Consider the following 20,961-nt stretch of genomic DNA (forward strand, 5'->3'; position numbering starts at 1 on the left):
AAGGACTTCAATTGGCTTGAAGTCCTTTTGTTTTGGATATTATAGCTTCATTTATGGATATTACTTTGAACGTTTTTCGCGCAGGTCTTCCAGTGACCAGCCTTCGTATAGTCCAATTGCATCGAATCCTTTCAGGAAGGCGCTGTGCTCTTCACTGCCCTCATCATAAAGGTCGATGGCAGATTGCAGAATGGCTTCGCGGAATTCAGCAAAGCTTGCATCATAGTGCAGGTAGTCATATGCGCGGTACCAGGTGTCGGCAACAACCTCGCGGCCCATGCCATATTCCTCTGCAACAAGGTAAGCAGAGTACTGGAGGATTGTACAATTTATATGTACGCCTCCATTGTCCATATTCGATGGTAGGTCATAGTACTCATCCATATGCATCGGGTAGCGTCCTTCTCCATCGATGCTGTATGGGAAGTATACGGCGCCAACCTTGAATTTTCCGGGATTCTCATTGCTTCTTAGAGCCGAGCGTCCGCTCTCAAGCCATGCAGATCCCATGATATCCTCGCCGACTTCCCAGTTCGCATCATCCACAATGGCGGCAAAAGTATCCGAATAGGCTTCGTTGACCGCACCGGTTTCGAAACGGTAGCGCAGGCCGCCGTTATAGTGGGTAACTCCGTGCACCATTTCGTGGGCCGTTACATCGAGGGAGGCAAGCGGGATGAACTGCTTCCCATCGCCATCTCCATATGTCATCATGGCAATGCCATTGCTCCAGAAAGCGTTGTTGTACTCTTTGCCATAATGGACACGGGACCGGATTGCCATGCCATTGTCATCCAGAGAATTGCGGCCATGATTTTCAAGGAAGTATTCATATACAATCTTTGAGTTGCTGTGCGCATCAACGGCCGGACCTTGTCCAACCGCTTCCCAGGAGCTGCTGTCCCCGGAGTAGGCAACATCTTTCCAGGAGGCGTCGTTATTTGAATACAGCCAAATTTGATTGGAGGTATTTTTCATATTATAAGTGAAAATCCCCCCCATGCCAGCTGCAGTGGTGTCAGCCAGATAGAAAGTTGAACCTTGGCCGCTGCCAGGAACATTTCCATGCGATGTGAGCAGGCTCTTTATTGCCCCCGTTGTGCCCAGTCCAATTCCGCCGGCTGGTTTAAATGAGCCTGCCTTTTCAATGGCTGCCGGGTTGGGTCCTTGCTCGGATTTCCCCTCTGCAGCATCAAGGTTGATTACGTCACTGAAGAATCCGAGCCCTGTCATGGCATCATACTTGTCAATTACTTCTCCAGATTGGGCATCTACATACACATACCAGTTCCCTTGCTCTTCACTGTAGAATTCGACATTTACGCGATAAGCTAAATGGTAGTCTCCTTCAAATGGAAAGACAACTAATTCAGTTTGTTCAAAGTCGGCTTGCTCAGGTGCTCCCACAGCATTCTTTGCGTCGATGACAGCATCTGCTTCCTTAACCGAAGGAACAGTATTGATTTCTGCATCTTCCACTTTTGGATCATAGTTTCCGTTTACGCTGGTAATTTCATTGTTTTCGTTGTAATGTACATTGATTTGATTCTTGTCCACAGCAACACCGTTGATGGTTTGCTGCAGACGGACATGTGTCTTGCCTGCTTCATCTTTTTCTACTTTTACTTCCTTCAGGTTCTTGACTGGGTACTTCATGTTGAAAAAGGTTTTATGTTTTTCTAAAAACTGTTTGGCGTTTTGGCTGTTTGCCTTATTTTGTTTTTCGGAAAGTTTACCTGCAACAAATGCAGGCTGTCCCTGCTTGGCCTCGCCGATGACGCGGACCTTTCCATTGCTCAAGCTATTAAACTCCTGCAAAGAGTTTCCTTCTGCAAAGGCTGCTCCGGAAAACGAACTGCCTAGCAAAAGGGAAGACAATACTAATCCCCCTAGTTTTTTCTTCAACTTGCATCCCCCTTAATACAATTATTGAAACCGGTAATTTCAAAAGTCGAAATATACGGTGTACAAGGTTAGAATACTGGAAGAAAGAGTAAATTATCAACTTAATATTCAGTCAATTAAACAGGGACACATGTTCCGTTTTGAGTCATTCGATGCACTTCTCAAGGGAAGTGAATGGGTCTTTTTTTCTATAATCGTTTTTATCTATATCTTTAAACATTGTCACAATACCATTCGATATGTAAGGTCTTATGAACCTAAAAACTTTTCGGTTTGTCGAATTTTGCAAAAATTAGTCACATAAATGAGAGGAAAGTCTTGGGGCAGGAAAAGGAAACCCATCGCCGATTTTTCAACAGAGTTTCTTGGCAGAAAGTTTCGCTGAAACAAAAAGTGAGCACGGCTTTGTGCTCACTTTTTTCCATTCTACAATGAATAAGAAAGTGTCCATCGAAGTACAGAGAAGAACCTGCGCAAATAGTAAAATAACTTCCTGATTGACGTAACAATTTCCCTTATAGAAGTATATTTCTCCATTCATTATACCTCCTCATTGCAGTTGGAATGGGTGTAGCTACACCATTGTTAGTTTGCTGCGTGTGGAGTTGTTTCATTCACTTTTGATAAAGAATAAACGCATACCCACTCAGGAATACTTCCAAATGTTGTTTGTTTCTGCTAATTAAAGGATAATTTAGTAAAGATTTGTGAGAAATTGACTTATCTGAAAGGAGAATACTTATGGATCCTGATAGAAGGTTATTTTCCAAGGAATTCACACGAAATCCTTACCCAGCCTATTCGAAATTGAGGGAGACCGACCCTATTCACAGAATAAGGTTCCCGGATGGGCAGGAAGGCTGGCTCATTACGCAATATGAGGATGCTGTCGAGGCTTTGAAGGATCCGAGAATTATCAAGGATGCGTCCAAGCTATACGGTGGAAGCAGGGAGTATCAAAGTGTATTTATGAATAATATGCTCTTTTCCGACCCGCCTGACCATAAACGCCTTCGCGGGCTTGTTCAAAAGGCGTTCACTCCCCATATGATTGCAGGAATGAGAGGAAGGATCCAGGAGATCGCCGACGAACTCCTTAATGAGGCAGCAGGAAAGAATAAGTTCGATTTGATTAATGGTTTTGCGTTTCCACTTCCAATCATCGTCATCTGTGAAATTCTGGGAGTTCCCTCAGAGGATCGTGATAAATTTCGGCTTTGGTCCAATACGTTGATTGAAGGTTCGAACAGCGAGTATGCACCTCAAATGTTTCTGCACATGAATGACTTTATCCAATACCTGAGTTTATGGTTTGAAAAAGTCCGTCTTCATCCTGGCCTTGATTTAATCAGCCAGCTGATTCAGGCTGAGGATGGAGGGGACCAGCTTACAGAAAGGGAATTGTACGGCGTGGTCACCTTGCTTATCATTGCCGGCCATGAAACGACAGTAAACCTGATTGGAAATACTGTACTTGCCCTTTTAGAGCACCCAGAGCAGCTTAAGCTGCTTGAAAAACAGCCGGAACTAATCCAAAATGCGATAGAAGAAGCCCTTCGCTACAACGGCCCTGTGGAGTTCAGTACTTCCAGGTGGGCAGGCGAGAACATGGAGTTTAAAGGAGTCCCTTTTCGAAAAGGGGACCTGGTTATTGTCTCCTTGAATTCCGCCAACCACGATCCAAAACAATTCAAGGATCCGGAAGTTTTCGAAATCACCCGGGACAAAAGCCCGCATCTGGCCTTTGGAAAAGGAATTCACCATTGTCTTGGTGCCCCGCTCGCCAGACTTGAAGGCGAAATTGCGATTAGCAGCCTGATTGAGAGGTTCCCTGAAATGAGGCTCGCTGTGGGCAAAGACGAGCTAGTATGGAGGCCAGGGATGATTGTGAGAGGTGTAAAAGAGCTGCCGCTTCTATTGAAATAAAAGATTTAATACCTCCCATGAAGGTCCGGGTTTTTTTATAAAGGGAAGGGACAGGAACCTGCCCCTTCTCTTTGCTACTTTTTATTGGCTTGGCGGCCGCTTTTTTTCTGGCTTTGAGACTTGGAGTTGCCGATTTGAAAATCGTTCCCCAGCTCAACATCATTGCGGTTGTCCTGGCGCTCATGCTGTTCCCTTGTTTGATTTTTATTTTGTCTGCCTTGTTTGCTCATACTTCTCACCCGCTTTCCTATAACATTATTTTTAATATGTACAAGTTAAGAGGATTTTCTCTGTACAAGAAAGAAAAGTATAGATGTGACTGCTAAAAAGGATGTGGGAAACTTTTATGCTGCAAAATAAATTGACAACCCTTTTGGGAATAAATTACCCAATCATTCAGGCTCCTATGGCAGGAGGGATTACTGTCTCAAAATTGGTATCAGAGGTTTCCCACCACGGTGGACTTGGGATGATTGGTGCTGGATATATGACCCCTGACCAGCTGCGAGAGCAAATAAAGGAAATACGGAAATTAACAACCAGTCCTTTTGGGGTTAATTTGTTTGTTCCAAATGATTTTTCTCTAGATGAAAATCAACTTCATAAAGCACATGATATCTTGCAGCCATTTCGTGCAAAACTAAATTTAGCCCTTAATGATCAAATCGAAATTCCCGATGATAAGCTCCTCGCAGAGTCTTTTCATAACCAAATAAGCGTAATTATTGAAGAGAAGGTTCCTGTTTGTTCCTTTACGTTTGGAATCCCCTCTAGCAAAGTGATATCTTTATTGAAGCAAAATGATACCAAATTGATAGCAACTGCTACAACTGTTGAGGAAGCTGAAGAAATCGAAAAAAGCGGTTTTGATATGGTGGTGGTACAAGGGAGTGAAGCAGGCGGCCATCGGGGCAATTTCATCAGGGAGGATGAGGGAAGTTTAGTTGGATTGATGTCCCTTATTCCTCAGGCAGCTGATTGTGTGAACATTCCGGTCATCGCAGCTGGAGGTATAATGGATGGGCGAGGACTGATAGCGTCCTTATGCCTGGGAGCCGCGGGTGTCCAAATGGGAACCGCCTTTTTAACCTGTGTAGAAAGTGGAGCCCATAGAGTTTATAAAGAAGCAATTTTGGATGCATCCGAGGACCAAACCGTTCTGACCAGGTCTTTTTCGGGAAAGATGGCAAGGGGAATTGAAAATAGGTATATAAGAGAATTGAGGGAGTATGAGGGAGTTTTCCCGGGTTTCCCAGTTCAGAACGCTCTGACACAGGAGATTCGAAAAGCTTCTTCGGCACAAAACAATCCAGAATATATGTCCCTTTGGTCCGGGCAAAGCCCAAGGCTGGCAAAAAATCAAAATGTTGGGGCCTTAATGGAAAATATAATGGAAGAAGCATTGAAGATAAAAAGCAAATTTTATTGTTAGAAAAATAGCTCCTTTTGAAATAAGAAAGAAACGGAGGCTGTAAACATGGGAGAAGCAAAAAAGGAAAGCTGGGAATGGATCAAAGCGATCATGGCTGCTGTAGCCATCGCGTTTGTGGTACGTACGTTTTTTCTCACCCCTATTGTGGTACAGGGGGATTCTATGATGCCCACATTAGAAAATCAGGAGCGGATGATAGTTACGAAGATAGGTGAACCTAAAAGGTTTGATATTGTTGTATTTCATGCGAATGAAGAAAATGACTACATCAAAAGAGTCATCGGCCTTCCGGGTGATCACCTGGAATACAAAGACGATGTTTTATACGTCAACGGTAAACCATATGAAGAAAAGTACCTGAAAAAATATAAGGAAGAGAATTCCTTTGGCGGACCGCTAACAGGGGACTTTAGTGCCGATGTCCCGGAAGGAATGATTTTTGTAATGGGAGACAATAGAAGGAACAGCACTGACAGCCGCCATATAGGCCCAGTGAAGGTTGAAGAAATAATAGGATCTACCAAGGTGATTTTTTGGCCGGTGAATAAAATGGAGATACTGGCGGAATAGCTTTCTAAAACGAGTACTTTTTCACTTCCTGTTTTGTCGGACCTGGTGAGAACCAGTCATATTGTTTCGTAAGGAAAAGCCTCCAGATGTGGGGGCTTTTTATCAGCTTAACAAATATAGACAAAACAAAAACCCCTGTTAATGTACAAGAGGTTTTAAATGGCTGTTATTTATGGTTCTTTCAATTGCGGTCATGGCTGTTTCAATATCCTCATATGTCTCAGTGAGCTGCGATTCAAGGTGGAATACCTTATATGAATTGTTAAAGCAGCATACGGTGACTTGAGGAATTTGAAATTTGTTATTGAAAGTCAGGGTAATTTGGCTGTTCTGATATTGTTTTAAGGTTTGTAACATCGTTTTGGTGTAATTAGAAGACATGTTCTATCCTCTCCCTTCCAATACCGTAGGAGGGTGACTAAGAAAAGTCTCGTAGTTCCTAGTATTTATTACCTTACCCTAACCCTAACATATATTGGAATGGATGTATAGGGAAGTTTTTGTCGAAATTTTCAGTATATTATAGAACGCTGTCCCCATACGTAATAATGAATTGAAAATGGTCCAATAACTAATTTTTTTGCGTGTCATTTAGCCATATTTAAGGCAAGCTATTCATACCTTGCACCTCTTCAATGGCTCTGATTCCAGACAGGCGGATTTGGTGAATAGTTTGAGTATCATCTTTTAACCCAAGAATCTGTTCTTGGAGATTCAGGCTATAAATTCGGCCTTGGCGAACTAGTATGGCACCTTGATGGTCATATGAGATGGTAAGCGCTGAATTGCGAACGAGCTTTTTTAAAAACATATAGAACTCCCTTCCTTTTTGCAGTTCTTTATCTATTTCATTTTAATGGGGAATCATGAAGGCAGGATTAAGGAGTTGTTCTGAAATGGTAAAAGTTCAACCATCTTCCGGTAAGTCGATATTTGCGAAATGTTTACATAGGACAAATCCATAGTCAATACCCTCCAGTTACACAAAAAACGTATCTTATATGGATGGAGAGGAAGAAGATGAAAGGAAGATGGTTCGCCGCCGTCGCAGCCCTTGCAATCAGTCTCAGCATGACGGCAGGAGGTGAGGATGTGTTGGCAGGAGACAAACATAGGGACGTCGTGATTGTCTCGCACCGAGGAGCTTCAGGACATGCACCCGAACATACACTGGTTTCCTATGAACTGGGCACTAAAATGCATGGAGACTATATTGAAATCGATTTGCAAATGACAAAAGACGGCCATTTGATCGCCATGCATGATATGAGAGTTGACAGGACGACGAATGGTACCGGTTTGGTAAAGGAAGCAACCCTGTCCGAAATTAAGAAGCTGGATGGAGGCAGCTGGTTCAATGGAAAATATCCGCAGTTTGCCAAGCCGGAATATGCAGGCTTAAAAGTTCCTACGCTTGAAGAGGTGTTTCAAAAGTTCGGAAAGAATCGTAGCTACTATATTGAAACCAAATCGCCAAACGTTTATCCTGGCATGGAAAACGAACTGCTGCGCCTTGTCAATCATTATCAAATCAATAAGAACAAGCTTCTCGTCCAATCCTTCAGCTCGGACAGCCTGAAAACAATGCACGATCTTGATCCATCCATCAAGCTTGTCCAATTACTGTCGTATCGGTCGAATGCAGTCATTTCCCAAGCGGAGATTGAAGAAGTTAAAACGTATGCTACTGGTCTTGGAGCTAATCAAGCTTATCTGAATGAGGAGTATGTCAAGCAAGTGACTGCCAGCGGACTTGAACTGCACGTCTATACGGTCAATGACAAAGCAAGAATGCAGCAGCTGATAGATTGGGGAGTCACCGGAATGTTTACCAATTTCCCAGACCTTCTTCATAAGGTAATGAAAGAGATATGACAGGTACATAGATCGGGAACTACATATAAAGAAAGGGGCTGGACCATGCTGACACTTATCAGGAATGGAGAGGTGTTTTCACCGCGATATTTCGGAAAAAAGGATCTCCTGCTTGTCGGAAATAAAATTGGTTATATTTCGGATAAGATTGAGGTGCCAAACCGGTTTGTCAACATCAATGTTATTGATGCCGAAGGGAAAAAGATTGTACCCGGGTTTATTGATGCCCATGTCCATATCATCGGCGGAGGAGGCGAAGGCAGCTTCAGGACGCGGACACCCGAAATCCAGCTTACCCAGGCAACGCTGGCAGGCATCACAACCCTCGTAGGGGTGATTGGTACTGACGGAACCACCCGGAAGATGGCAAGCCTTGTGGCGAAAGCCAGGGCGCTGGAAGAGGAAGGCATTACCTGCTATGTCCAGACAGGATCGTACCAGGTACCGGTAAAGACGCTGACAGGCAAAATTGAAGACGATATCATCCTCATTGATAAAATTATCGGGGTAGGGGAGATTGCAATTGCCGATCACAGGTCTTCCCAGCCCACGCCTGAAGAGCTTGCCAAAATTGCTTCTGCAGCCCGAATTGGCGGAATGCTGGCCGGCAAAGGCGGGATAGTGAATATCCATGTCGGAGACAGCATGGATCATCTAAAAGTGATTGAACAAGTAGTGGAGCAAACGGATATACCAATCCGCCAATTCTATCCGACCCATATCAACAGGAACCCGCACCTATTTGAAGCAGGGATAAAGTATGCAAGAAGAGGCGGATATGTCGATTTTACAACGAGCACCATTCCGCAATTCCTAAAGGAAGGTGAAGTTAAATGCAGTATAGGCCTGAAAAGGATGCTCGAAGCAGGTGTAGACATTTCTCAGATCACCTTTACGTCGGACGGACAAGCAAGCCTGCCCCAGTTTGATGAGAACGGAGACATCGCCGGCCTGAAAGTCGGAAAAGTTTCTTCGCTGTACAAAGCTGTTAAAGAGGCCATTCTGGAAGAAAGCATCCCGCTGGAAACCGCCATTCGGGTGATTACCCAGAACCCGGCAGCCATTTTAAAGCTTAAGCAAAAAGGCGTCATTGAAGAAGGTAAAGACGCAGACATCGTTCTGCTGGACCGGGATTATGAAGTCGACACTGTTTTTGCCATGGGGCAGCTGATGGTAGAAGGCAAGAGGGCGATTGTGAAAGGTACGTTTGAGGAGTAGATATGTCAGGTCCACATGAATAAAAAAACAAGCACTCCAAATATTAATTTATGGAGGTGAAGGAAATGGCAAAAGAAAAAGATCCCGTTGAACGGAAGAATTATAAAAGCAATTCCTATGAAATAGAAGCAGAAAAAAGTGGCACGCTGCATTTGGAAGAAGCTCCGAAGCCTCATAACCATGGCCAGCTTGTGACAGAGGATATAGAATAGAATGTTCCTGAATCCCTCATTTATAAGAATGGGGGTTTTTTATGGATATTACTACCGAGAGGGTAGCCGCGGGTTAAAGAAGCAGGGCTTATTTCTTGTTTTTCGACACAATCCACCGTGCCGATATTCCTCTTCCCATTCCGTTTTACTGGTATTTTATGTAGTTTGAGAAGAAATTCATAGTTCTATTAACCTATTATTTTAGAAATATATTTCCCTTTTTCATAAATCTGTTATATTTATTTTGGAGCCTTTGAGGCTTCTAAATTAGCAGAAGGATGGATGAATCCTATGAATCTGGGGAGCAAAAAAAAGGGTAGTAAGATTTTGGCTGGCTCGCTTGCACTAAGTTTGCTTGCATCACCATTAATTCCAGTGAATGTGCTGGCAAAGCCTGCAGCCAAGGCCCAATCAGAGGTTGAGCTTCGCATTATGGGCACAACTGACATTCACACAAATCTATTAAGCTTTGATTATTACAAGAATGCTCCAGCTCCAAAAATTGGCTTGGCTAAAACCGCCACTCTTGTGAAGGATGCCCGGAACGAAGTGAAAAATACCGTTCTGGTTGACAGCGGCGACCTGATTCAGGGCAACCCGCTTGGGACGTACAAAGCTAAAATCGATCTCCTGCAGGACGGGGAGGTTCATCCGGCGATCAAGGCCATGAACATAATGGGCTATGATATGGCTGCACTTGGAAATCACGAGTTTAACTATGGACTGGATTATCTTGACGAGGTATATGATGACGCTTCCTTCCCGGTCATTAATGCGAACGTTTACATTGACGACCATGATAATGATCCGGCAAATGATGTTAATAAATTTACACCATATAAAATTGTCAATAAAAAAGTGACCGATGAAACAGGAAAGACCGCTGTCATTAAAATTGGCTATATTGGATTTGTACCTCCGCAAATCAATGAGTGGGACAAGGCCCATCTTGACGGCAAAGTGATTACGAAGAATGTTGTTGAAGAGGCAAGGAAGTTTGTCCCGCAAATGAAAGCGGAAGGAGCAGATATTGTTATCGCTCTTGCCCACTCCGGGTTTAGCGGCAATGAAAGCAATACCGAAGATACCGTTTATGCATTGAGCCGGGTGCCAGGAATCGATGCCATTAACTTCTCCCACACCCATAAAACGTTCCCGGCGGCCTCAGAGTCCTCACTGGATGCGCTGTTTAAAGGGCCGGACGGAAAACCGCTTCCTGGCGTGGATAATGCAAAAGGAACCATTAATGGCGTTGCGGCTGTGCAGGCCGGCTTCGGCGGCGGTTCGCTTGGCATTATTGACCTGACGCTGCAGAAGGTCAAAGGAAAGTGGAGTGTGGCCGACTCTCAATCTTCAACCAGGTCAGCGGAGAGCGCCAAAGAAAATCAGAAGATCGTTGACGCTGTAAAAGCTGAACATGAGGCTACTCTTAAATATGTTAATACTCCAATTGGAACAACAACCGATGATATTTACAGTTATTTTGCGCTTGTGCAGGATGACCCATCCATCCAGGTAGTAACCAATGCGCAAAAATGGTATGTGGAAAATTATATTGCCTTAAATAAGCCAGAGTTAAAAGATTTGCCGATTTTATCTGTCGGAGCTCCTTTCAAAGCTGGAAGGAATGGCGTCGAGGAGTATACAGAAATAAAAAAAGGCGACTTGACAATCCGCAGTGCTGGCGACCTTTACCTGTACGACAACACATTAAAAGCTATTAAAGTTAAAGGCTCGGTTGTCAAAGAATGGATTGAGATGACGGCAGGAAAATTCAAGACCATTGATCCGACAATCACAGCGGAACAAGAATTACTGGATCCAACATTCCCGGTGTATAACTTCGACGTAATAGATGGAGTTGAATACCAAATAGATGTTACCAAGCCTGCCAGGTACGATGGTAAAGGAAATCTTGTTAACCCAGACTCCAGCCGTGTGGTTAATCTGGAGTATAATGGATCTCCGATTGATTTGGAGCAAGAGTTCGTGGTAGTCACGAACAACTACCGTGCGGGCGGAGGAGGGAACTTCCCTGGATTGAAGAACAGTGAGCTGGTTGTCGATTCAGCGGATGAAAACCGCCAAATCCTGATGGACTATATCTCTGAGGTGAAAGAAATCACGCCGACGGCCGATGGAAACTGGTCCATCGCGCCAATCTCCGCGGATGTGAATGTCACATTCACGACTTCACCGAAAGCTGTTGAGTACATTGGTGAAGACAGTCCTTTCTCTTATACGGGCAAGACGGATGACAAGGGATTCGGCATTTTTAACATTAACCTGAACCGTGGGGTAAAGGTACAGCTTTTGGGGGTAAATGACCTGCATGGACAGCTTGATACGGTTACCAAAGTCGGGGACCAGCTGGCGGGGCATATTGAATACACGGCGGCTGCGCTGAAGCAGGAGGAAGCGACAAATCCAAACACACTGATTGTGCATTCCGGTGACATGATTGGCGGAAGCCCGCTGATTTCTGCGCTGTTCCAGGACGAGCCTACGATTGAAATCCTTGAAGAAATCGGTTTTGACGCAGGGACGCTGGGCAACCATGAATTTGATGAAGGCATTGACGAGCTGCGCCGCATTATTGATGGCGGCGACCACCCAAATGGCACCCCCGGGTATGATGGATTGGGCTTTCCTTTGGTAGCAGCCAATGCTTATGATATGACGGATGGAAATTTGATTACCGACCCTTATGCGGTTTTCGACCTGGAAGGACAAAAAGTTGGGGTAATCGGAGTGGTCACACAGGAAACGCCTTCGATGATTGTCCGAAAGGGAAATGAAACGCTGAAAATAACCGACGAAGCAGAAGCGATTAACACATACACGGAAGAATTGAAAGAGGAAGGCATCGAAGCTATAGTCGTCCTTGCGCATAACCCGGCAGCACAGACAGGCTATACCGATTCCTTTGATGCCAGTCGGATTGCGGAGCAAATCGATGATGATGTCGATGTTATCTTTGCTGCGCACAATCATGCGAAAGTTAACCGCCTAGTCGACAACAAACTGATAGTGCAGGCCTATTCTTACGGATCTGCCTTCTCTGATGTGGATCTTGAGATTGATCCGTTTACAGGCGATATTTTCAGCAAAAGGGCGGAGATTAAAACCGTTTTCCAAAAGGATTATACTCCTGATGCCAAGGTACGCGGAATTATGGCGAAGTACACTGAAAAGGCCGAGCCAATCAAGGCACAGGTGGTTGGGGCATCACAGGCTACGCTGGAAAAAGGATATCCAACGGTTTCAAGGCCATTCGGGGATTTTGCCCTTGGCAACCTGATTGCCGATGGCATGAGGGAAGCGATGGATTCCGATTTTGCTTTGATGAATGGCGGAGGAGTACGCTCTCCGCTTGAAGCAGGAGAAGTCACATTCGGCGATTTGTTTGCTGTCCAGCCGTTCGGAAATGTCCTGAACAAGGTAACACTGACTGGTGCAAATCTTCGATTAATCCTTGATGAGCAAATCACGGCTCGCGGATTGGACTATCATATCTCCGGCTTTAAGTATACCTACACATATGATGATACAGCGAAGACAGGTAAAGTTGTTGACATTCTGCTGCCGGATGGAACGCCGGTTGACCCGGCAAAGGAATATACGGTTGTGGTCAACAACTATATGTATGGGAACATCTCAACTAGCATTGGCAGACTTTCGAAGAATATGGAAGTTGGTCCAGTAGATCTTGATGCAACGGTGGAATATGTAAAGACCCTTCCATCTCCGTTTGATTACAAAGCGGAAGGCCGGATTCAAAGGCTATACTAATAAAGAAAAAAGCAGGATTCCCATCAGGGAATGCTGCTTTTCTCTTTTTATAGAGATAATTATAAATTTCTACCTAGATAACTGTCCAGCTCCAGCGCCTAGCCTCTCGAGTCGCTTTGGTCCAGCTGTTGAAGTCAAAGAACGACTTCATCAGCTGGCCCTCTAGCGCTTGTCTGGGCTGATCAAGGCGCTTGCGCTTTTCTTATTCATCATCGACTTCGCCGTCACCAATTTCATCTTCTTCTTCAACATCTTCTACTTGTCCGTTTTCAGTTTCTACTTCCTCAATTTGCTCATCTTCAGCCGGCGGTTCATTGTTTCCGGCACAGCCTGTCACGCTGAACATGGAAAAGACAAGGAATAGGGCAGCCATCCATTTTTTCATTAGAATTCCCTCCTTTTTTTAGGCTAGCTTTCCACAAATACAAAGAGATATGCCTTTTACACGATTAATTATTAAAAATGCTCATAATGGCAGAAAATACGTCTAAATAAATTTATTCGCTATGCCTGGAGGCGTAAATAATGGATATTTACCAACACATCTGGGATGCCGATATGAAAAGCAATGGCCTTCAGCCAATCCAGCCAGGAAAAGAGCGGGATTATTCTGCAGGGTATGTTGTAGTGGACGATAGACCAGAGCATCATGGTCACAGGATTTTCCGAGAGGTCTATATCCCTGACTCTAAAAGACGATCGTATCAATTGGTTGAAAAGCTTTTTGATAATTATACAATGAACCAATATAGAAGAGAAAAAAATACCATAAAGGAATCGAAGGAAGTAAGCGAGTTTTTGGCTATGGCAATGGATACTCCCCCTATCCAAAAAGCCAAGGATTTTGTACAGGAAAAACTCCAGAAATCGTTTACCGAATTTTATTGGTACACACATCTCCAGCAACTTTGGTTCCGGCAGTTCAATTTGTATAATGCAAGGGACCTTTCAGGATTTGAACACGTTTTTATAGGTGAGCAAAAACGGAAAATGCTTTCTGGCCACCACTTTTGGTACAAATACTGGCTGGAAGATAATCCGGCTTTAAACGAGCATAAAAGCGATTTGATTGATCTTAAAGACAGCGCTCTTCAAGAACCTATGTTAGGTGCACCATACATTGTGACAGCTGGCTATCGTTTGAAAACTTATGATGGCCACAAAAGGAAGTTCATCCGCATTTCTAAGAGCCGCTGCGGCTTCTTTGTTGGCCTAAGCGCAGAAGGGCTGTTGGCGATGGGAACAGTGCGTGCTCTGTTTCCAGAGGACAAACCGCACCCTGTCAAATTAAACGGTATCCAATTGAACCTTGAACTTTTCATGTGCCCGGAGAGAAGGAGCATTCGGACTTTTTATCCTTTGGATACCGTCAATTGAGTATTACATTTCCACTGGAAGTTCACCCATATATTCACTAATGTATTGCCTGAATAAACCTGTTACCCTGTTATAAGGCCTGTTTAATCCTAAAAAAATGAAACAGGGGGTAGGAAGATGAATAGGATTTTCACTTTATTTCTAACAATCGCACTCATAATTGGCACCCAAACGGTTTATGCCCAAAAGGAACATGTTCCAACAGGCAATACAGTTGAAAATAAACAATTGGTTGTCGACAGGAAAGACACCGATTCCTTATACAGGCGTTTTATTGATGAAGAAGAAAAGAAACTGCTTGCCCGTTTGGTCCATGCCGAGGCAAAGGGTGAGCCATATGTTGGCAAGGTCGCCGTAGCCAAGGTGGTTTTAAACCGGGTAGGACATGAACAGTTTCCGGATACTGTGGAAGAAGTCATTTATCAAAGAAATGCTTTTGAACCTGTACAGAACGGTTCCATCAAAAAACCAGCTTCCCAGGAGGCAGTAAAAGCGGTGGAGGAAGCATTGGCCGATCCTAACCGAAATGGTGAAGTGGTGTATTTTTATAACCCTGATACTGCGACAAGCGACTGGATTTTCACTCGCCAGGTAGTTGAAAGAATTGGAAACCATGTTTTTGCCATATAAAAAGCGCCCTAAGCAGGCGCTTTTTTGTATAGATTAGTTCGCTATTTGAGGATAGTTAGATCGCTAATATTTCCAGGAAAAAATAACCATTAAAACGTAACGTTATTCTAAAAAACTTTCGTTATTAAGGACGATAAAGAACAAGAAAAGTAACAATTAATGGAGTTGGGTTCATCATAATACATAAACACGTTTTCATTAACGAACTTAAGGCAGATTTCCACGTAAGACTTAAGGCGCAGGGTTGCCTGCTATGAATATTTGTCCATGTTGGCCCTTTTTTTCCAACCCGTTAGTTGGTAATATGATAGATATTAAGCTAGTCTGGTATTTTACAAAATAACATCAATTATTGAATAAAGGGATGAAGAGATGATCACCGTTTTGCTTGCTGAGCTGGAGGAAAAGAAGGATAAATGGATTTCCGCAGCAATCCGACGTCTGGGTCTGGATGAGGAGGGCATGAGTGAGCAGGATCCGGAGAATCTAATCCTTCAAATAAAAGATAAACAGGACCGTGAACTGAAGGATATGTCACTTGAATTGGAAGGCATGGCTAAGAGATTGAAGGAGCTGGAACATAGTATCCTGGAAAAAGAACAGACCCTGCAAGCGTTATCTGTAACTCTAAGCAGCCTGCAAAGCGAAATAGAGAGCTGTAAATCAGATCTTGAAACCATTGAAGACGTTCTTTTGGAGGAATATGAGCCAAATATTCAGGACAGATTTACCAGGGATGATAAAAATAGCCAGGTGGCTTTCAAGGACAGGAAAGTATCAAAGCTTCGGGATAGGTTCAAAAAGGAGCAGGAAAAGATGCTCCAATACTATGAACAGCAGATTATGAAAATATGGCCAGTCGACCAAACAGGGGCATTAAAGAATCCTCCAGTCGGCCGCCTATCCTTAAAGCATGGGCATGGCCTGGATCAATACGTCAATCCGCTTAACTTCAAAGAGGATTACAACAATGTGCTGGATACATTAAAACGGAACAGCCAGCTTTCCTATGAATATTATCTGAGCCAGCTTCTTGAAGACAATGAAAAAAGAACACTGGAAATGCAGAAGCTGCTTGACCTGAATGAAGGACAGATGCGGGAACTGCTGGAAGTGAAAGCATCACTGACTGAGAAAAAAATGCTGGAAGAAAGTATGAAAAGTGAGCTTGACGATAAACTGTCCAGGTCCTGGTGGAAATGGAATTCGCTAATCGAGAAACAGCTTGAGAGGAAGGAAATCCTCAAGGAAGAGTTTGTGAAGACTGTCTCAAAATTGCAGGGAAAACTGCTGGCTGAAGAAACAAATGCAGAAGAACGCTGGGCATATCACCAATACTGCCAAATAATGCTGAAGCAGGGAGAAAGGATTATCGGTAATGATGAATTCTAATGCGAGCACGGAGAAGAAGTATCAGGAAGCCATTCAATCCTTAAGGAAAATTAATGACGATTTGTTCTATGGCGAGCTGAAGCAGCTGATCAAAGAGCGGGAAGACGCAATTGCAGCTATGAATGAAGCTGTCTATCAATATATCGAAAAAATGGAAGAGCATTTGAAAAGCTTTCCTGACCAGGTTAGCGGGCAGCTGAAAGAAGATTTAATTGTACCGCAGCAAGCCAGTCTGGAACGCTTTAACAGTAATCTGGCGGATATGGAAAACAGGATGGGGCTGTGGCAGAGCCAATACCAGGATTATCTGATTAAAACGGAAAACCTCCTGTCCGGGATGAAAGAGCTGTTAAGGGAAGACCAGGAGTTTGCCGGCAGCCAAACAGAAAGGGTCCTGTCCGAACTAAGAAAACTCGAGGAGAAAGTCAGGGATGTTTTTGCCGAAGAATTCAGCGAGCAGGCATCGAAAACCAATGTGAAGTATGATGCCGTCAGCGAACGTCTTCATACCATTTTACTTCAGATGGACAGGATGGAGGAGGACCGCAGGGGCGAGTCCGAACATTGGCAGCAGCAGATCTCGCAAGTCCAGATCAAGCAGCGGGAAATCCAAACTGATTTTGACCAAAAATGGAAGATGATGGAGACTTCCGGGTTTAAAACGGAGAAGAGCATGAGAAAATGGCTGGTCGGGCTTGCTGTAGGGCAGGGAGTTGCCCTTATCGGTCTCGTCCTGCTTCTTATAAGATGAAGAGGCAGACCTGCTCCATAGTCTGGAGCAGGTTTTTTGCCTTGGCCACATGGAGGGAGATTGTTAAATATTTCTTGTTTTATTGAAATTTCCTCTGCTATAGTTAACACACGAGCGCCCCTTGTTTTTGTAAGGCCAGTATCTAATACGCATGAATGGGAGAACAAATAGAAATGAACAAGAACGATATCGCGGATATCCGCAAGCAGTTTAAATTAAATAACCCCAAAATGAACATACGCGAAATCTTTACTGTTTATGTGCAAAAGGAAACAGGCGAGATTTATCATCATATGAGCCAGCCATTTGAAATGCTGGACCAGGAAGCACAGGAGCTGTTTTTGGGCAATTTCAAAAAGGTTTTGACTGGACACCTTGATTCAAAATTGTTTGAGCTTAAGTTCCTCCGCGATGCAGATGACAGTACTCAGACCATCCTTTATGAAGGTTTACGGTCGGATATAACGGAGGACTGGAAAGAATACATGCTGGAAATTGTCGCGAAAATGTTCGCCCATACCGTTTATGATTTTGATACGGTCGTGACTTTCATTCGCGGGGAATATCGTAAGCATACAAAAAAACGGGATTTGGAATCGGAAGAAGGCGGGGACGATGAAGTTTTTTCCAACTCATTTATTCTGTGCAGCCTCAACAAGACAGACCAGCCCAAAAAAGCGCTCCTGTTCGATTACGTTGAAAAAGCCTTCAAACCGAATAATGTGTTTGACCCGATCATTAATCTAGCTGCCCCAATGTCAGGTTTTCTCTTCCCGGCTTTCCATGACAATGCGGCCGATGTGAACCGCATCCTCTATTGCGCCGGGAAAAGCAACCAGCCGGATGAAGCATTCATAGAACAGGTGCTTACTTGCGAAGAAGTGATTACTGCTGAGGAAGACAAGGATATTTTCGAACTTGTATTAAAGAATGTGATCGGCGATGAAGTCGATTCGCGTACCATTTCCAACGTGTATGAAGAAATCGACAAAATTGTCCTCGAGCATGCGGAAAGTGAAGAAAGCGAGGCTCCAAAATTGGATTATCGCGATGTGGAGCGCATCCTGGATGTCAGTGGAGTTGAAAATGTCGACTCTGCTAAAATCGAGCATGCCCTAAAATCCGTGATTGATGACGAAAAACATGAATTCAAGGCAGAAAGCCTGGTTCCCAAAAAAATCAAAATCAACACGAAAATAGCAGATGTCACCATCAATCCAAAAGAATTAAGAAACCTGAAATACATTAACTTCCAAGGTAAACGGTGCCTCCTTCTTGAAGTAGAGGAAGACATCGTCCTGGAAGGATTCAAACTGGAAACTGAGACATTATAAAACATGGGGACGGTTCTTACGCTTCATTGAAGCGTAAGAACCGTCCATTTGCTTTATAAAATGTTTGACTTATGACAACGTGTCATATACTATTGAGGTAGGGAAAATGACACACTGTCATATCTGGAGGTGCTAAAGTGCCAAAGCAGACTTTCTTCAATCTTTCAGACAAAAAGCGGAAAACCCTTATTGAAGCAGCGGAACATGAGTTTTCAAGAGTGCCCCTGTTTGAGGCTTCCGTTTCGAATATCATCAAAAGCGCTGGCATTCCAAGGGGCAGCTTTTATCAATATTTTAACGATAAAGAGGATCTTTATTTCTTTTTACTGGATGAAAAACTACAAGAGAGCAAAAAACGGTTTATTTTCTTGCTGAATAAGCATGAAGGCGACCTGATTGAAGCGATGAAGGAATTGTATCATCACTTTCTTATCATCATACCGGACGAGGAAGAGCGCAATTTTTTAAGAAATGCCATGTTGTATACGACAAATAAAGTGGAAAAATCATTTGCCGATATGTTTGATGCCAAACAGGATAGAGAGCGGTTTAAGGAAATATCGGAGTTGATTGACAGGAAGCGATTGAACGTAAAAAGTGATCAGGAGATTGTACATATCTTCCAAATTATTTCGGCCATCGCCTTTCACAACTTTATTGAAAAGACGATGAAGAAGTTGTCTGATGAAGAGGCAATGAAGGAATTCACCATCATGCTGGAAATGATCAAGCAGGGGATATACAAGCAAAAATGAGAAACAGTTAAGCATTTCCATATAATTTGAGGAGGGAATTGGCAGATGACTCTGACCATCTATGGACTAGAATGCAAATCTACAAAGAAAGCAAGGCAGTGGCTGAAAAAGCACGAGATTCCGTTTGTTGACCGCAATATTATCAAGGAACCGCTTACCGTTAACGAGTTGCAGGAAATATTAAGAAGGACGGTGGACGGAACAGATGGAATCATTGCGACCCGGTCGAAAATATATAAGGAATTAAATCTGGATGTTGAGGAGCTATCTCTTCAGGAGCTGCTTGAAATTCTCCACGAACAGCCAAGACTGCTCAAAAGCCCGATCATAGTGGATGAAAAGAGGCTCCTCATTGGCTATCATGAAGATGAAATACGTCAATTCCTCCCAAGGTCAACCCGGAAATCGCAGTGGATGAATTGGCGCCTCAATAATTTTAACCTGGCAGAAGGATGAAGCGAGCATTGGCGGCTCTTGGTAATTAGAAAAACCCCTGGAATGTGAAATTTCAGGGGGTTTAAAGTGGTTGAATTTTAAGAACCGTTGGATTGCCGGAAAATTGAAGCAGCATAACCGTCCCTCTGCTTTATACTCCCGGGAACCAGCCAGGTGTGCTGATAATGGCATTCCATAGTGGATCAGGAATGACAAGTTCTTCTTGTTTAGTCTTGTCAAGCTCTGTCACTATTTCCTCTTCTTTTCCTTCGGCGACTTTTTGCACCCAATCAGGATCGATGATCAGCTCTCTGCCTAATGCCAGCAGAGGAACTCCGGTGCCAAATGCCTTGCGTGCATCCTCAGCTGAATAGATTGAACCGACGCCAATCAATGGAACGCGGTCGCCGATAGTCTCCAGCAGGTATTCCATTCTTGTTTTGCTGACATCTTCAACGCCTCTTCTAGGCTGGGAAAAAAAATCCGCCAATGAAACATGCAGATAATCCAGTCCTCTATCCGCTAAGACGTCCACTAGCTTGAGTGTATCTTCCATTGTGATTCCCGGGGTTTCCGGTTCTTCCGGCGAAAAGCGGTATCCGACAATAAAAGGTACTGTGGCATGCTGGTCTACGACTTTTCGGACTTCGTCCACGACAGCCAGCGGGAAGGCCATTCGCTTCTCCAGACTTCCGCCAAAGCGGTCTTCGCGGCGGTTCGAGTGAGGGGAGAAGAATTGCTGGATCAGGTAGCCATTTGCACCGTGGATCTCAACTCCGTCATATCCTGCCTCAATCGCACGGCGGGTGGTTTCCCCAAAAGCGTGTATCATTTCTTCCACTTCTGTTTCTGTGAGCGCTCTTGGTTTCAGATCTGGAGCTTCCGTTGAAGCGCCGCCTCTCTCCGCAGGAATATCACTGGCACTGACTATTTCCCCATTAGGGACCAATTCAGGCGGGCACATCCTGCCGCCGTGAAAGATTTGCAGGACAGCCTTGGCGCCTTGTTCCTTGATGGCCTGCGCAACTCGCTTCAAGCTTGGAATCATGCTGTCCTGGTCACCGCCGAATTCACCGTGGAATCCTTTTCCGTTTGCACTTACATAGGTGCAGGCTGTTAATACCATGCTGACTCCGCCGGAGCGGCGTGCATAATAGTTTACCTCGGCATCGGTAACTGTTCCATCTGGGTTGGACGAGAAATTCGTCATCGGCGCCATCACAAGCCGGTTTTTCAATTCAACTCCATTTGGAAGAGTAAAGCTTGAAAATAGGTGCTGATTTTGCTGATTCATGTATGCGTTCCTCCAATTTTTCGCAAGTAGCCTGTAAATGGGTTATACCCATTTACCATATTA

General features: G+C 44.1%; 19 protein-coding genes. 14 read left to right on the plus strand and 5 right to left on the minus strand.

The genetic code is table 11. The features are described from left to right. Positions 1–60: 60 nt before the first annotated feature. The gene (locus WQ57_RS08565) at positions 61–1,905 is read right to left on the minus strand and encodes a M4 family metallopeptidase (RefSeq protein WP_046523324.1); all 1,845 of its coding nucleotides are present in this window, start codon (positions 1,903–1,905) and stop codon (positions 61–63) included. A 741-nt stretch (positions 1,906–2,646) separates the two neighbouring features. Between WQ57_RS08565 and WQ57_RS08575 the strand changes: the two genes are divergently transcribed. Further along, positions 2,647–3,831: a cytochrome P450 family protein gene (locus WQ57_RS08575; RefSeq protein WP_046523326.1), complete on the plus strand. Its 1,185-nt coding sequence runs from the start codon at positions 2,647–2,649 to the stop codon at positions 3,829–3,831. A gap of 74 nt (positions 3,832–3,905) precedes the next feature. On the opposite strand, the gene WQ57_RS26970 is transcribed toward WQ57_RS08575, so the two are convergent. Then, a complete protein-coding gene (locus WQ57_RS26970) occupies positions 3,906–4,061 on the minus strand; it encodes a hypothetical protein (RefSeq protein WP_173427541.1) in 156 nt (51 codons plus the stop codon). Between the two features lie 116 nt (positions 4,062–4,177). On the opposite strand from WQ57_RS26970, the gene WQ57_RS08580 reads away from it, so the two are divergent. Together WQ57_RS08580 and lepB are read left to right on the plus strand one after the other, a co-directional pair. Continuing rightward, positions 4,178–5,263 (plus strand): NAD(P)H-dependent flavin oxidoreductase, encoded by a 1,086-nt coding sequence (locus WQ57_RS08580; protein WP_046523327.1) that lies wholly within the window; start codon positions 4,178–4,180, stop codon positions 5,261–5,263. Positions 5,264–5,308: 45 nt separating this feature from the next. After that, positions 5,309–5,833 (plus strand): signal peptidase I, encoded by a 525-nt coding sequence (lepB, locus tag WQ57_RS08585; protein ID WP_046523328.1) that lies wholly within the window; start codon positions 5,309–5,311, stop codon positions 5,831–5,833. 601 nt (positions 5,834–6,434) lie between these two features. Here the strand turns inward: lepB and WQ57_RS08595 are convergent. Next, complete coding sequence (locus WQ57_RS08595; protein ID WP_046523330.1) at positions 6,435–6,644, minus strand: hypothetical protein; 210 nt, start codon at positions 6,642–6,644, stop codon at positions 6,435–6,437. A gap of 209 nt (positions 6,645–6,853) precedes the next feature. On the opposite strand from WQ57_RS08595, the gene WQ57_RS08600 reads away from it, so the two are divergent. The 4 genes from WQ57_RS08600 (at position 6,854) to WQ57_RS08610 (ending at position 12,930) form a co-directional block, all read left to right on the plus strand. Then, positions 6,854–7,708, plus strand: coding sequence for a glycerophosphodiester phosphodiesterase (locus tag WQ57_RS08600; RefSeq protein WP_046523331.1), 855 nt, complete (start codon positions 6,854–6,856; stop codon positions 7,706–7,708). A 45-nt stretch (positions 7,709–7,753) separates the two neighbouring features. After that, entirely contained in the window at positions 7,754–8,926 is a 1,173-nt protein-coding gene (iadA, locus tag WQ57_RS08605) for a beta-aspartyl-peptidase (RefSeq protein WP_046523332.1), read from the plus strand. Positions 8,927–8,991: 65 nt separating this feature from the next. Continuing rightward, positions 8,992–9,138: a hypothetical protein gene (locus WQ57_RS26600; RefSeq protein WP_156183092.1), complete on the plus strand. Its 147-nt coding sequence runs from the start codon at positions 8,992–8,994 to the stop codon at positions 9,136–9,138. A gap of 282 nt (positions 9,139–9,420) precedes the next feature. Next, positions 9,421–12,930, plus strand: coding sequence for a bifunctional 2',3'-cyclic-nucleotide 2'-phosphodiesterase/3'-nucleotidase (locus WQ57_RS08610; protein WP_241481504.1), 3,510 nt, complete (start codon positions 9,421–9,423; stop codon positions 12,928–12,930). A gap of 202 nt (positions 12,931–13,132) precedes the next feature. Here WQ57_RS08610 and WQ57_RS08615 read toward each other — a convergent pair whose 3' ends face one another. Beyond that, positions 13,133–13,315 carry a hypothetical protein gene (locus WQ57_RS08615; protein ID WP_046523334.1) on the minus strand — a complete coding sequence of 61 codons (183 nt, stop codon included), beginning with the start codon at positions 13,313–13,315 and terminating at the stop codon, positions 13,133–13,135. Positions 13,316–13,455: 140 nt separating this feature from the next. On the opposite strand from WQ57_RS08615, the gene WQ57_RS08620 reads away from it, so the two are divergent. From WQ57_RS08620 to spx, 7 genes are all read left to right on the plus strand, one after another. Next, entirely contained in the window at positions 13,456–14,307 is an 852-nt protein-coding gene (locus WQ57_RS08620) for a hypothetical protein (protein ID WP_046523335.1), read from the plus strand. A 117-nt stretch (positions 14,308–14,424) separates the two neighbouring features. After that, positions 14,425–14,937 (plus strand): cell wall hydrolase, encoded by a 513-nt coding sequence (locus tag WQ57_RS08625; RefSeq protein ID WP_046523336.1) that lies wholly within the window; start codon positions 14,425–14,427, stop codon positions 14,935–14,937. A 372-nt stretch (positions 14,938–15,309) separates the two neighbouring features. After that, positions 15,310–16,329, plus strand: coding sequence for a hypothetical protein (locus WQ57_RS08630; RefSeq protein ID WP_046523337.1), 1,020 nt, complete (start codon positions 15,310–15,312; stop codon positions 16,327–16,329). Further along, positions 16,316–17,080, plus strand: coding sequence for a hypothetical protein (locus tag WQ57_RS08635; RefSeq protein ID WP_046523338.1), 765 nt, complete (start codon positions 16,316–16,318; stop codon positions 17,078–17,080). The genes WQ57_RS08630 and WQ57_RS08635 overlap by 14 nt, the downstream gene beginning before the upstream one ends. Before the next feature lie 173 nt (positions 17,081–17,253). Then, entirely contained in the window at positions 17,254–18,414 is a 1,161-nt protein-coding gene (locus WQ57_RS08640; RefSeq protein ID WP_046523339.1) for a DUF4317 domain-containing protein, read from the plus strand. A 137-nt stretch (positions 18,415–18,551) separates the two neighbouring features. Beyond that, positions 18,552–19,169, plus strand: a complete 618-nt coding sequence (locus tag WQ57_RS08645) for a TetR/AcrR family transcriptional regulator (RefSeq protein ID WP_046523340.1) — start codon at positions 18,552–18,554, stop codon at positions 19,167–19,169. A 45-nt stretch (positions 19,170–19,214) separates the two neighbouring features. Next, positions 19,215–19,625, plus strand: a complete 411-nt coding sequence (spx, locus tag WQ57_RS08650; RefSeq protein WP_046523341.1) for a transcriptional regulator Spx — start codon at positions 19,215–19,217, stop codon at positions 19,623–19,625. Between the two features lie 130 nt (positions 19,626–19,755). On the opposite strand, the gene WQ57_RS08655 is transcribed toward spx, so the two are convergent. After that, complete coding sequence (locus tag WQ57_RS08655; protein WP_046523342.1) at positions 19,756–20,898, minus strand: NADH-dependent flavin oxidoreductase; 1,143 nt, start codon at positions 20,896–20,898, stop codon at positions 19,756–19,758. Between the last annotated feature and the right edge of the window lie 63 nt (positions 20,899–20,961).

Source organism: Mesobacillus campisalis (assembly GCF_000986785.1).
GTDB lineage: Bacteria > Bacillota > Bacilli > Bacillales > Cytobacillaceae > Mesobacillus_B > Mesobacillus_B campisalis.